8 protein-coding genes are annotated in these 12,689 nt (G+C 71.0%); 6 read left to right on the forward strand and 2 right to left on the reverse strand.

Annotated features, from left to right (window positions below):
- Positions 1-333 precede the first annotated feature (333 nt).
- Entirely contained in the window at positions 334-3,051 is a 2,718-nt protein-coding gene (gene acnA, locus OG858_RS35025; RefSeq protein WP_086747691.1) for an aconitate hydratase AcnA, read from the forward strand.
- A 70-nt stretch (positions 3,052-3,121) separates the two neighbouring features.
- Here the strand turns inward: acnA and OG858_RS35030 are convergent, their stop codons facing one another.
- The gene (locus OG858_RS35030) at positions 3,122-4,195 is read right to left on the reverse strand and encodes a helix-turn-helix transcriptional regulator (RefSeq protein ID WP_328544080.1); all 1,074 of its coding nucleotides are present in this window, start codon (positions 4,193-4,195) and stop codon (positions 3,122-3,124) included.
- A gap of 72 nt (positions 4,196-4,267) precedes the next feature.
- Positions 4,268-7,954 carry a S8 family serine peptidase gene (locus OG858_RS35035; RefSeq protein ID WP_328544079.1) on the reverse strand — a complete coding sequence of 1,229 codons (3,687 nt, stop codon included), beginning with the start codon at positions 7,952-7,954 and terminating at the stop codon, positions 4,268-4,270.
- Positions 7,955-8,226: 272 nt separating this feature from the next.
- Here OG858_RS35035 and OG858_RS35040 point away from each other — a divergent pair, with 272 nt between their 5' ends.
- The 5 genes from OG858_RS35040 to OG858_RS35060 all read left to right on the forward strand — a co-directional run bounded on the left by OG858_RS35040 (position 8,227) and on the right by OG858_RS35060 (position 12,294).
- The gene (locus OG858_RS35040; RefSeq protein WP_086753688.1) at positions 8,227-8,955 is read left to right on the forward strand and encodes a response regulator transcription factor; all 729 of its coding nucleotides are present in this window, start codon (positions 8,227-8,229) and stop codon (positions 8,953-8,955) included.
- A 209-nt stretch (positions 8,956-9,164) separates the two neighbouring features.
- Positions 9,165-10,604, forward strand: a complete 1,440-nt coding sequence (locus OG858_RS35045) for a sensor histidine kinase (RefSeq protein WP_306300442.1) — start codon at positions 9,165-9,167, stop codon at positions 10,602-10,604.
- Positions 10,605-10,625: 21 nt separating this feature from the next.
- Entirely contained in the window at positions 10,626-11,426 is an 801-nt protein-coding gene (locus tag OG858_RS35050) for a hypothetical protein (RefSeq protein WP_328544078.1), read from the forward strand.
- Positions 11,427-11,521: 95 nt separating this feature from the next.
- Entirely contained in the window at positions 11,522-12,001 is a 480-nt protein-coding gene (locus OG858_RS35055) for a hypothetical protein (RefSeq protein WP_086748721.1), read from the forward strand.
- Positions 11,998-12,294: a hypothetical protein gene (locus OG858_RS35060; RefSeq protein WP_319263847.1), complete on the forward strand. Its 297-nt coding sequence runs from the start codon at positions 11,998-12,000 to the stop codon at positions 12,292-12,294. Before OG858_RS35055 ends, OG858_RS35060 begins: the two co-directional genes overlap by 4 nt.
- Positions 12,295-12,689 lie beyond the last annotated feature (395 nt).

The following is a 12,689-nucleotide window of genomic DNA, read 5'->3' on the forward strand; positions in this document are numbered from 1 at the left end:
CTCGTCCCCCTGCCCATGAGGGCCACAATGCTAGGAAGCCCGGGAACCTCCGTGCAACGCAAATAAATCGGTGCAACGCAGAGAGAACAGCCCCGGCGCCGTGCCCGGTCGCCCGGCGATCGCCCGGAGATTGGCGCACGCCACATCGGGCCGGGCATGACCAGCCCGCGCCCATGTACTACTGTTATCTCGACATCGAGATATCTGCCGAGGCGCACTGCGGCCGCCCACCCCGGTAAGGGGTACCTAACTTAGCCTGACCTTAGCGGATCGGCCAAGAGGGCCTGGCGGCAGGATGCGGTGGTACGCGCACATGGAATGAAGGAGACTGTCGTGTCGGCGAACAGCTTCGACGCCCGCAGCACGCTGCAGGTGGGCGACGAGTCGTACGAGATCTTCCGGCTGGACAAGGTGGAGGGCTCGGCTCGCCTGCCCTACAGCCTCAAGGTCCTGCTGGAGAACCTGCTCCGCACGGAGGACGGCGCGAACATCACCGCCGACCACATCCGTGCCCTCGGCGGCTGGGACTCGCAGGCCCAGCCCAGCCAGGAGATCCAGTTCACGCCGGCCCGCGTGATCATGCAGGACTTCACCGGTGTGCCCTGTGTGGTGGACCTCGCCACCATGCGTGAGGCCGTGAAGGCGCTCGGCGGCGACCCGGCGAAGGTCAACCCGCTCTCCCCGGCCGAGATGGTCATCGACCACTCCGTCATCGCCGACAAGTTCGGCACCAACGAGGCCTTCGCGCAGAACGTCGAGCTGGAGTACGGCCGCAACAAGGAGCGCTACCAGTTCCTGCGCTGGGGCCAGACCGCGTTCGACGACTTCAAGGTCGTCCCGCCCGGCACCGGCATCGTCCACCAGGTGAACATCGAGCACCTCGCGCGGACCGTCATGGTCCGTAACGGCCAGGCGTACCCCGACACCCTCGTCGGCACCGACTCGCACACCACCATGGTCAACGGCCTCGGTGTGCTCGGCTGGGGCGTCGGCGGCATCGAGGCCGAGGCCGCGATGCTCGGCCAGCCGGTCTCCATGCTCATCCCGCGCGTCGTCGGCTTCAAGCTCACCGGTGAGCTGACGCCCGGCACCACCGCCACCGACCTCGTGCTGACCATCACCGAGATGCTCCGTAAGCACGGTGTCGTCGGCAAGTTCGTCGAGTTCTACGGCGAGGGCGTGGCCGCCACCTCGCTCGCCAACCGCGCCACCATCGGCAACATGTCGCCGGAGTTCGGCTCCACCGCGGCGATCTTCCCGATCGACGGCGAGACCATCAAGTACCTGAAGCTCACGGGCCGCAGCGAGCAGCAGCTCGCGCTCGTCGAGGCGTACGCCAAGGAGCAGGGCCTCTGGCTCGACCCGGCCGCCGAGCCCGACTTCTCCGAGAAGCTGGAGCTGGACCTCTCCACGGTCGTCCCCTCCATCGCCGGCCCGAAGCGCCCGCAGGACCGCATCGTCCTCGCGAACGCCGCCGAGCAGTTCAAGGTCGACGTCCGCAACTACGTCGACTCCGTGGACGAGGCCGGCCAGGAGTCCTTCCCGGCCTCCGACTCCCCGGCCGTCGCCCCGAACGGCGCCCCGTCCAACCCGGTCACCGTGACCGCCGCCGACGGCTCGACCTACGAGATCGACCACGGTGCGGTGACGGTCGCGGCCATCACCTCCTGCACCAACACCTCGAACCCGTACGTCATGGTCGCCGCCGCGCTCGTCGCGAAGAAGGCCGTGGAGAAGGGCCTGACCCGCAAGCCGTGGGTGAAGACCACCCTCGCCCCGGGCTCCAAGGTCGTCACCGACTACTTCGACAAGGCGGGCCTGACCCCGTACCTCGACAAGGTCGGCTTCAACCTCGTCGGCTACGGCTGCACCACCTGCATCGGCAACTCCGGCCCGCTGCCGGAGGAGGTCTCCAAGGCCGTCAACGACCACGACCTCGCGGTCACCTCGGTCCTCTCCGGCAACCGGAACTTCGAGGGCCGGATCAACCCCGACGTCAAGATGAACTACCTGGCCTCCCCGCCGCTGGTCGTCGCGTACGCCCTCGCGGGCTCCATGAAGGTGGACATCACGCGCGACGCGCTCGGTGTGGACCAGGAGGGCAAGCCGGTCTTCCTGGCCGACATCTGGCCCTCCGAGGCCGAGGTCAACGACGTCGTGGCGAACGCCATCGGCGAGGACATGTTCTCCAAGTCCTACTCCGACGTCTTCGCGGGCGACGCCCAGTGGCAGGCCCTGTCGATCCCCGAGGGCAACACCTTCGAGTGGGACCCGCAGTCGACGTACGTCCGCAAGCCCCCGTACTTCGAGGGCATGACGATGGAGACCACTCCGGTCTCGGACATCGCCGGCGCCCGCGTCCTCGCCAAGCTGGGCGACTCGGTCACCACCGACCACATCTCCCCGGCCGGTGCGATCAAGGCCGACACCCCCGGAGGCAAGTACCTCACGGAGCACGGTGTCGAGCGTCGTGACTTCAACAGCTACGGCTCGCGCCGAGGCAACCACGAGGTCATGATCCGCGGCACGTTCGCCAACATCCGCCTGCGCAACCAGATCGCGCCGGGCACCGAGGGCGGCTACACCCGCGACTTCACCGTCGAGGGCGCGCCCGTCGCCTTCATCTACGACGCCTCGCGCAACTACATCGAGCAGGGCATCCCGCTGGTCATCCTGGCCGGCAAGGAGTACGGCTCCGGCTCGTCCCGCGACTGGGCGGCCAAGGGCACGGCCCTCCTCGGCGTCAAGGCCGTCATCGCCGAGTCGTACGAGCGCATCCACCGCTCGAACCTCATCGGCATGGGCGTGCTGCCGCTCCAGTACCCGGAGGGCGTCACCGCCGAGTCCCTCGGCCTCACCGGCGAGGAGACCTTCTCCTTCACCGGTGTCGAGGAGCTGAACAACGGCACCACCCCGCGCACGGTCAAGGTCACCACCGACAGCGGCGTCGAGTTCGACGCGGTCGTCCGCATCGACACCCCCGGTGAGGCCGACTACTACCGCAACGGCGGCATCATGCAGTACGTGCTGCGCAGCCTGATCCGCAAGTAAGCGATCCGGTACGGCAGTCGGGCCGCACTCCCCGCTTCGGGGGGTGCGGCCCCTCGCGTGTGCACTCCCCCTACACCCAGCCCCGCTGCGCGGCCCGCACCCCCAGCTGGAACCGGCTCGCCGCGCCCAGCCGGTCCTGCAGCTCGCTCACCCGTCGCCGCAGGGTCCTGAGACTCACTCCCAGATGCCGGGCCACCGCCTCGTCCTTCATCCCCGCCGCCAGCAGCCGCGTCAACGTCCGCTCCCCCTCGGAGAGTTCGCCCTCACCGGCGCCCTGGCCGAGCGGTGTCGCCTGCTGCCAGGCCAGCTCGAAGAGCTGCTGCAGGGCCTCGGTCACCGCCGAGTGCCGGACGACCGCCGCGCAGTAGCCGCCCGCGTCGGACGAGGTCAGCGGCAGCATCGCCCGACGTCCGTCGACCAACAGCAACTTGACCGGCACCGAGGGCAACACCCGTGCCCGCTCGCCGAGTTCGACCATCTTCCAGGCATGGAAGAGGACGTCCGGATCCTCCAGGGCGGTCGCCGCGTAGACCGTGCGGTACACGATGCCGCGGCTGAGCAGATCGGACTGGAGGTCCAACTGTGGGGTACGGGGGGCGAGATAGGGAGGTGTGTCGAAGACGCACACCTCGTGCTCGGCGTGCGCGTACAGCTCTTCCAGGCGCGCCGCGTTGGCGCCCTCGCCGGAGACGACCTCGACCAGCCGCGACGGCTCCTCGCGCAGCAGCCCGGCCTCGTGCGCGGTGGCCATCTCCTCGGCGGTGGCGGCCAGCAGCTCGGACTCGGTCTCGCGCCGCCGGATCAGCGCGCGGATCGCCACGCGCGGGTCGACCGCGCGTAACCCGCCCATGGAGTCCGGCGGTTGCAGCAGACCCAGCGCGAGCAACCGGTTGCAGGAGTCGCGGACCCGGGCCGGCGCGGCGCCGGTCAGCAGCGCCCAGCCGGCCGCGCCGGCGTCGGGCTGGTGCAGGATCGACTGGTACACCAGCTCGTCGAAGGCGGAGACCCCCACCGCGGACCAGGGGCTCGCGGCGGGGGTCGGTCCTGCGGTGTCGTGCGCCGTGCCATGTGCTGTCTCGTGCGTTGCGACATGTGCCGTGTCGTGTGCTGCGACATGTGCCGTGTCGTGTGCCGTGTTCACCATGTCCCGGCACGGTAGACGAACTCTGTTAAGGCTGGGCAACAGGTGCCGGGCGGCGCCTGCTTCGGGTCGCGCCTACTTCAGGCCGAACGCCCGCAGCACGGTCTGGTCGATCCCGTTGCCGTCACGGTCGGCGGCCCGCACCCGCAGCGACACCGACTCGGCGCCCTTCGGCGGCTCGAACCGTGCCTTGCCGCTCTTGACCTTCACCTCCTGCCAGGACGTGCCGTCGTCGTAGGAGACCCAGGCCTCCAAGCTGCTCGCCTTCACACCGCCCAGCTGGTTCGCGAGCGGCAGGTCTACCTTCAGCTCCCGGCCGCTCTTGGCCCGGTTGAGGAGGTCGAGGCCCTTCGGCGCGATGCCGACGGTGAGCAGCGGCAGCGCCGTCCCGGTGTCGGTGTGCGCCGAGGCGAAGGTCCACTCGGTGTGCGTGCTCGTCGAGTACGTGGCCCAGGCCGCCCGGCGCCGCACGTCCAGCTCGAAGCGGTACGAGGCCTTCTCCGCCGCCACGTCGAAGGTGCCGTACCCGCCGAGCGTCGAGTCGCCAACCAGCTTTCCGTCCGCGTAGAGCCTGCCCTTCGCGGTGGTGTCGGTACCGTCGACGTATCCGTAGTGACCCGGCGTGGAGTCGCTCAACTCCGCCACGGAGAAGGTGAGCCGGTCGCCGGTGCGTTCGGAGAGACCGTACTCCTCGCTGGTTCCTGGACGGACGACCTGGCGCAGCCAGTTCTCGGTGGGTTCCGTGGCCGCCTCCCCGAAGGTCCGCAGCGGGCTCCACTGGCCCCTGAACGTGTTCCAGTTCGGATAGACGACGTGCCAGGTGCGGGTGTCGGGGTCGACGTAGTAGTACTCGTCGCGGTCCGTGCCCAGCCGCATGTACATGCTGTTCTCGATACCGAAGAGCTGCCAGGGGCGGTAGGTGTACAGGGCGTCCGCGCCGATCTCGCCGTCCGTGGCCCCGTGGTAACGGGCCTTCCGCTTCACCGTGTTGGAGCTGTCCATGCGGTACGTCTGGTCCGCGGAGATGGCGCCGCTCTGCGCGGCGAGCAGGTTGTAGACGTACGGACTGTCCGGCGTGCCGCTCAGCTTCAGTGTGACCTTCTCGCCGGTCCGCAGCAGACCGGTGAGCGCGGCACCCTCCTCGCCGGTGGCGATCATCAGCGGGACATTGGTGGCGCGGTCCACGGCCTCGATCCAGAAGCCGGGCGTCCTGCGGTACGCGATGAGGTAACCCGCACCGGCCTCGGTCGCGTTGTCCAGAGCGTTCTGTGCCCGTTCGGTGGGGCCGAGCGCGACCACCGCCACCTTGCCCTTGACGTCGAGCCCCGCGAAGTCGTCCTTGGTTCCGCCGCCCGCGTCCACCGCCCGGACCTTGTGGTCACCGCTGATCCGCAGCGGGAAGTCCTCGTACGTCTGGGAGTAGTAGAGCGAGGACAGCGGGGTCTTCCGCGGGCTGGTGACGCTCGCCGTCAACTCCTTGGCGTACAGACGGAACTTGGCGGAGAACTCCAGGGTGCCCTCGGTGACCTGCTCGGTCGGCGTCACATAGAGGTGGTCGGTCCAGAAGCCCTGGCTGTAGGTGAGCCCCCAGGCGTTGCCCGGCCCCTCGCGGTGCACGTTGGTGCTGAAGCCCTGGAACTCGGAGTCCTCCTTCGTCTCCGGCTTGATCTCCACCGCCTTGCGGGCGTCGAGGACGACCTCGGTGTCCTTGCCCACCTTGATCTCGGGGTTGGCGACGACCGAGGTGCCGACGGCCAGACCACCCGCGTCCCGGTCCGGGATCCAGGTGGAGACCGAGTAGGTGCCGGCCGGAACCTGCCAGGTCCAGCCGGTGCCGAGGAAGCCGTACTCGTCGGGGACGGCGCCGTTCAGCTCCATGAGCGTGTAGATCGACCCGCCGGTGGGCGGCCTGCCGTCACGGCCCAGGAGCGAGACCTTGAGGTCGTACGTCTTCGGGGCCTTCTCGAAGCCGACACCCGTGGTGACGTGGACACCGTCGGCGGTCGCTGTGATGTGGCCCGCGTACCTGCCCTCGCTCGCCGGCGCGGGGTCGACGCCGACCGGGACCGTGGCGGTGCCCCGCGCGGGCACGGTCAGCGTGCCGGCGCCCACGGTGAGGTCGGCGAGCGAGGAGGCGATCTTCAACTCCACCGCTTTGTCGGTGGTGTTGGTGTACGTGATGTCCTTGGTGGTGACCCCGGTGTCGCCGTCCTCGAACTTGCCGAAGCTCAGCGTCGGGGTCGCGAAGATGTTCTGCCCGACGGCCCGTACGGCGTCGACCCGCCCGTCGCCCTGCTCGAACACGGAGTCGTCGGTGTTCGTCCTCGCCGTGCTGGCCAGGGCTTCCTTGATCTGCCGGCCGGTCCAGTTGGGATGTGCCTGCGCGACCAGTGCCGCGGCGCCCGCGACATGCGGGGTCGCCATCGACGTACCGTTCGCCGTCGTGTAGTCGTCGTCGACCGGCGTACCCATGGTGGTGCCGGCGGCCCGGGCCGCCGTGATGCCCACGCCCGGCGCGGTGATCTCCGGCTTGACCGCGAAGTCACCGGGGCGCGGGCCGCGGCCGGAGAACGACGCCAGCCGGTCCGACTTGTCGACCGCGCCCACGGTGAGCGCCGAGTCGGCGATGCCCGGGGTGCCCACGGTCTGCTCGCCAGGACCCGCGTTGCCCGACGCGATGACGAAGAGGGTGCCGGTGGAGGCGGAGAGCTCGTCGACGGTCTCACTGAGCACGTCGGAGGGGCCCGTCGCCGTACCGCCCAGCGACATCGAGACGATCGGCGCGCCGGAGTTCGCCGCCCACTCCATGCCCGCGATGATCCACGAGGACTGGCCCTTGCCCGCATTGTTCAGCACCTTGCCGACCAGCAGCTCCGCGCCGGGCGCCACACCCTTGCGCCTGCCGTCCGAGGCCGCGCCGGAGCCGGCGATCGTGGACGCCACATGGGTGCCGTGTCCGTGACCGTCCTGCACCGCCTGGTCCGGGACGAAGGTCCGCGACTCGGCGATCCTGCCCGCGAGGTCCGGGTGCCCGGTGTCCACGCCCGTGTCCAGGACCGCGACCTTCACACCCTTGCCGTCGTGGCCCGACCGCCACACCTCGGGTGCGCCGATCTGCGGGACGCTGGTCTCCAGGGACACCTCCACCTGGGCGTCCAGCCAGATCTTGTCGATGCCCTCGCCGAGCCTTCGCGCGGCCTTCGTGGTGGATTCCGTGCCGAGCGCGGGGGCGATGTCCGCCCAGAACGCGGTCGACTTCTCGGCGCTCAGCGCCGCGCCGCCGATCCCGGGCAACGCGAGCGTGCGGCGGGCGCCTTCGGGCGTGGCACGGCCTTTCGCGTACGTCGCGATCAGGGGGGTCGAGCCGGTCTTCTCGTCGGTGTAGCCCTGCTTCGCCAGCCGGGTGACGTTGAAGAGGGCCGGGTCGAGGCGGCCCGCCCGCACCAGCGGGATGGCGTCCGCCGGCAGGACGCTGACCTCGCCGTCGCGTTCGCTCGACAGGAACGTGGCGGCCTCGCGGCCGGTACCGCGCCGCACGTCGACGGCGTACCTGCCGTCCGGGCCGGCGGTGAGCGAGACGGTGTCGCCGGTGATGAGGGTGACGGCCTGGGTCGTGGACGGTCTCGCGGCGCCGGTGTTCCCGCCGCCGGAGGCCGAGCCGCTGTCACTTTCGCTTCCGGGGCCGGCGGTCGCGGGCGTGATCGCCGCCGCGAGCAGACCTGCCGCTCCTGCCACGGCCCCGAGGGTGTGGAGTCTTCGCATGGGTTGTGCGTCCTCCCCTGAACGCTGACGAACGCTTCCGGCCTGGTGGGCGGAAGGCCAGTGATCAGCGTGGGCGGCGCGCCGGGAGAGGCTCAAGGGATTCCTGTGGCCGGTCCGTGCCAACGCCCGCTTCGGTCACGGCAGTTGGCGGCCGACCGGGCGACTCGCGCCGGATTCCGTCGCGGTGCCGTCCGCGCCCGCCGACCAGGTCGCACGGCTCCGGCTCAGCCGGAACACAGGGTTCCCTCAGGCGACCGGGACAGGATCAGGACATGGCTGGCACCTCCGCGACCCGAACCGGGCGAGTTCGTGTCCTCATCGTCGACGACGAACCCGGACTCACCGAACTGCTGTCCGTGGCCGTCACGGAGGCGGGCTGGCGCGCCTACCCGGCGGCCGACGGACACAGCGCGCTGCGGGTCGCGCGCGGCTGCGCCCCGCACGCCGTCGTCCTCGACGGGATGCTGCCCGACCTCGACGGCCTCCAGGTGCTGCGACGGCTGCGCTACGAGAACCCGAGGCTGCCCGTCCTCATGCTCACCGCCAGGGACGGGCTGGAACACCGTATCGACGGACTCGCGGCGGGCGCCGACGACTACGTGACCAAGCCGTTCTCCCTGGAGGAGGTCGTCCTGCGGCTGCGCGGCCTGCTGCGCCGGTCCGGCGTCGAGGAGACCAGGTCGTCGGACGACGGTGACCTCGTGCTCGGTGACCTCGTGTTCAGTACTCGGACGCGCGAGGTGCGCCGCGCCGGTACGCCGGTGCGGCTCACCGCCAAGGAGTTCGACCTGCTCGGCCTGCTGCTCGGCCACCCGCGCCAGGTGCTGAGCAAGGCCCAGATCCTGGACCACGTGTGGAGCAGCTCCTTCGACGGTGGCGGCAACCTGGTGGAGGTCTACATCTCCAGCCTCCGCCGAAAGATCGACAAGGGCAGGGCGCCGATGATCCACACGGTGCGCGGACTCGGATACGCGATCCGGGCGGGGGAGGACGGAAGATGACGACGCGTTCGCGGACCTATGAGAGCGGAACCCGGCGGGCCTTGGGGAGCGGAACCCGACGGGCACTGCGGAGCGTCGCCACGCGGGCCCTGCGGAGCGTCGCCACGCGGGCCCTGCCAAGCGGAATCCGGCGGCCCTTGCGGAGCCGTTCCCTCCGTACCCGCCTGCTTCTCTCCATCTCCGCCACGCTGGTCGCGGTGTGCGCCGCGATGACGCTGGCCACGGTCGTCGCGCAGCGTGCCTCGCTGCTCGGCGCCCTCGACGAGCGGGTCACCGACGCCGCCGAGCGCAGCCTGGGCGGGGTGGGCGTCGGCCCCCGCAACCACACCGACCTGACGTTCCTCAGGGAGCAGGGCCAGGCCGTCGGCACGCTCGCCGCGCGGCTCGACGGCGCCGGGAACATCACCTCCGCCGAGGTCGTCGACGCGAGCGGCGACCCGGAGACCCTCGGCGCCGAGCAGCGGGCCGCCCTCGACGGCATCGCGGCCGACGGCTCCACGCACACCCGGACCGTGCCTGGCCTCGGCACCTACCGGATCACCGCCCTCAGCGAGGACGGGCTGCACGTCCTGACGGGCCTGCCCATGGACGACGTCCAGGACATGATCGGCGGTCTGGTGGTGGTGGAGGCGCTGGTCGCGGGCGTCGGACTCACCGTGGCGGCCTGTGTCTGCGCGGTCGTCATCCGTCGCCAGCTGCGCCCCCTCGGCCGGGTCGCCGCCACCGCCGTCGAGGTCTCCCGCTCCCCGCTGGACCGGGGTGAGGTCACCGGCCTGACCCGGGTGCCCGACCGCGACACGGACCCCGGCAGCGAGGCAGGCCAGGTCGGCGCCGCCCTCAATCGCATGATCGACCACGTCGAGGCCTCCCTCGCCCAGCGGCAGCGCAGCGAGGAACGCATGCGCCGCTTCCTGGCCGACGCCAGCCACGAACTCCGTACGCCGCTGGCCTCCATCGCCGGGTACGCGGAGCTGATGAACCGGGGGACCGACCGGATCGAGCCGACGCTGGCGTGGCGGCGCGTATCGGCCGAGTCGGCCCGGATGACGGGCCTGGTCGAGGACCTGCTGCTCCTGGCCCGGCTGGACGACGGCCGCCCCCTGGAGTCCGCCGAGGTGGACCTCGCGGCCCTCGTGGCGGAGGCGGTGTGGGACGCGCGGGCGGCGGGCGAGGACCACAACTGGCAGCTCGCGCTGCTCCTGGACGCGCCGGCCCTGGTCACCGGCGACGAGGCGCGCCTGCACCAGGTGGTGGCCAACCTGTTGGCCAACGCCCGTGTGCACACACCCGTGGGCACGACGGTCACGGCATCCGTGGAGAGCACCGCCGACCTCTGTGTGATCCGCGTGCGCGACGACGGCCCCGGCATCCCGCCGGCCCTCCTCCCCGCCGTCTTCGAACGTTTCACCCGCGCCGACGCCTCCCGCGCCCGCGCCACCCCCCACGCGGGCGGCTCCGGCCTGGGCCTGGCCATCGTCGCCGCGATCGTCTCCGCCCACGGTGGCCGCCTCGACGTCACCAGCGAGCCGGGCCGCACCGAGTTCACCATCGAACTCCCCCCGACCGGCACCACGGAACTCCCGACCATCGACACGGTCTCGGCGCCCTCCGTCCCCTCCGCCCGGTCGGTGCCGTCGATCCCGTTGTGACCGCTCGGCTGGCCTGGCCCGATGGTGGGGGAGGAGAATTTCGGTCCGCTGTTGCGACGGCTGCTGGACCGCAGGGGCCTGGACCCGGCGGCCCTGCCCCGGCGCGCTTGCGTGCCCGAGCCCGAACTGGTGGCCGTGCTTCACGGTGAAGTGCCGAGCCCGCTCCTTCTGCGGCGGCTCGCGCCCGCCCTCGGCCTCCACACGGCGGACGTCTTCGCGATCGCGGGCGTCTGCATCCCCGACGACCTCGCCCCGCTGGACGCGACGGCCGGACGGCGGCTTCCCTCCCTGATCCGGGACGCCGTCCTCCTCCCGCCCGAGGGGAGGACCGCGCTACGCCGACTTGTGGCGTCCCTGCCCCGGCAGGGCCGCACACGACCCGTCCCGGAACCGCCTCGGCGCCAGCAGTATCCTCCGGGTCCCGGCGCCCTCCTCATGCGCATGATCCGGAACCGGAACCTCGGCCTGTCGGCCACCGCCCACATGTTCCTGGTGGTCACGGGCCGATACTGGTCCGCCGCCACCTACGGTCAAGTGGGCAGTGGCCTCAAGCCGTTGACCCCCGACCTCCTGGCGGACCACGCCGCTCTGCTCGACGTGCCCGCCGCCGATCTCGCCGCGCTGACCGGGATCCCCCTGCCCACCGCCTCCCCGAACCCGAACCCGAACCCGAACCCGAACCCGAACCCGAACCCGAACCCGACGCCCGACGTCACCGGAATCGCCGAACTCATCTGGGAGCTGCGCAGCCTCACCGCGGACCGGCTCCAGGAGGTCGGCGACGCGGCGGAAGCCATGCGGAAGCGGCTGCCGAGCGGGTGAGCCGGGCCGACGCGAGCAGGTGTCACGAACATCGCCCCACAGCATCTGGCGGTAGGGAGGCCGCAGGGCGAAGACTCGCACTCATGGATGCACCGATGCGGCGCACTGCCCCGCTCCCGTTCGTCGACGAGCAGACGATCCTCGTCGAGGCGCATGCCGGTGAGGTCTGGTGGGCCCTGGCCGAGGCGCTCGACTGGGCCTTCTCGCGCCCCGCCGTGGTCCGTTACGCCAAGCTCGTGGGCTGTGCCGACCACACGGCGGCCGGACCGCGCCCGCCCGTCGAGGGCACGACGACGTTCCCCGGCTTCCGGACGGCGACCGTGATCCCGGCCCGGGAACTGACCCTCCTGGGCCGCCACCGCTTCTCCTCGTACACCTGGACCTTCCGCCTCGACGAGGCGGAGCCGGGCCGTGTCCGCCTCCGCGCCGAAACCAGGGCCGCCTTCCCGGGCCCGGCCGGCGGCCTCTACCGGCTACTCGTCCTGGGCACCGGCACGCACGCGAGACTCACCCGCAGTCTGCTCACCACCGTCCGCCGGCAGGCCGAACGTCCCTGGAGAAAATCATCGGCATGACGACCCGTTTCCGCATCGACCGTATCCTCGGCGACCGTCCCTTCGCCGAGATCGGCGATCCCATCCTCGCCGTCCGCGACGAGGATCACCGCCTGCCGGCGGTGGCGGGCGCGTGCGGGGCGGTGGCGAGCATGCAGGAGTTCGGCCGTATCGCACCGGTCGGTGTCCACGCCACGATGACCTGCAACCGGCCTGGGTCTTTCGGACGGATCGGAAGGCCACCACCCTCGATGCCGACACCGAGACCGTGTACGTCACCTACGACGACGGCGAGCTCGGCGGGCTCGATCTAACATGACGGTACGGTGCGCCGGCGACAGCACCTGACGGTCGCGTCGCTACCCGTCGTGCCGACCGCGTCGACCGTGACCGGGCCCGGCCGGCTCCTGATCGGCACCACCGACGCGCGGCTCCTGGTGTGCACGGTCGGGTAGCTGTCCCTGCCCCGGCTCCCCGGCCCGGCTCGTTCGGCTTCAGGTTTCGCTCAGCTTCGACCCGCAGGGTCGTCCCGTACGGCGGTGCTTGCGGTGTACGAGCGTGTTCCGTCACAGCGGGGGCCGCACCCACCGGGGTGCGGCCCCCGCGCATCGGTACGCGTCAGCCGTTTACAAGCGCGGCGCTCCGCGCTAGCTTCCGAAGTAGGTGGGGTGGGAGCGCTCCCATATGGGTGTGGCGGACCGGAACCCGT

Source organism: Streptomyces europaeiscabiei (assembly GCF_036346855.1).
In the GTDB taxonomy this organism is placed as follows: Bacteria; Actinomycetota; Actinomycetes; order Streptomycetales; family Streptomycetaceae; genus Streptomyces; species Streptomyces europaeiscabiei.

Excerpts from the sequence above, each read along its gene's own strand:
- OG858_RS35035 (WP_328544079.1), bottom strand. The coding sequence starts at position 7,954 with ATGCGAAGACTCCACACCCTCGGGGCCGTGGCAGGAGCGGCAGGTCTG.
- OG858_RS35040 (WP_086753688.1), top strand. The coding sequence starts at position 8,227 with ATGGCTGGCACCTCCGCGACCCGAACCGGGCGAGTTCGTGTCCTCATC.
- OG858_RS35045 (WP_306300442.1), top strand. The coding sequence starts at position 9,165 with ATGACGCTGGCCACGGTCGTCGCGCAGCGTGCCTCGCTGCTCGGCGCC.
- OG858_RS35055 (WP_086748721.1), top strand. The coding sequence starts at position 11,522 with ATGCGGCGCACTGCCCCGCTCCCGTTCGTCGACGAGCAGACGATCCTC.
- OG858_RS35030 (WP_328544080.1), bottom strand. The coding sequence starts at position 4,195 with ATGGTGAACACGGCACACGACACGGCACATGTCGCAGCACACGACACG.
- OG858_RS35050 (WP_328544078.1), top strand. The coding sequence starts at position 10,626 with ATGGTGGGGGAGGAGAATTTCGGTCCGCTGTTGCGACGGCTGCTGGAC.
- OG858_RS35060 (WP_319263847.1), top strand. The coding sequence starts at position 11,998 with ATGACGACCCGTTTCCGCATCGACCGTATCCTCGGCGACCGTCCCTTC.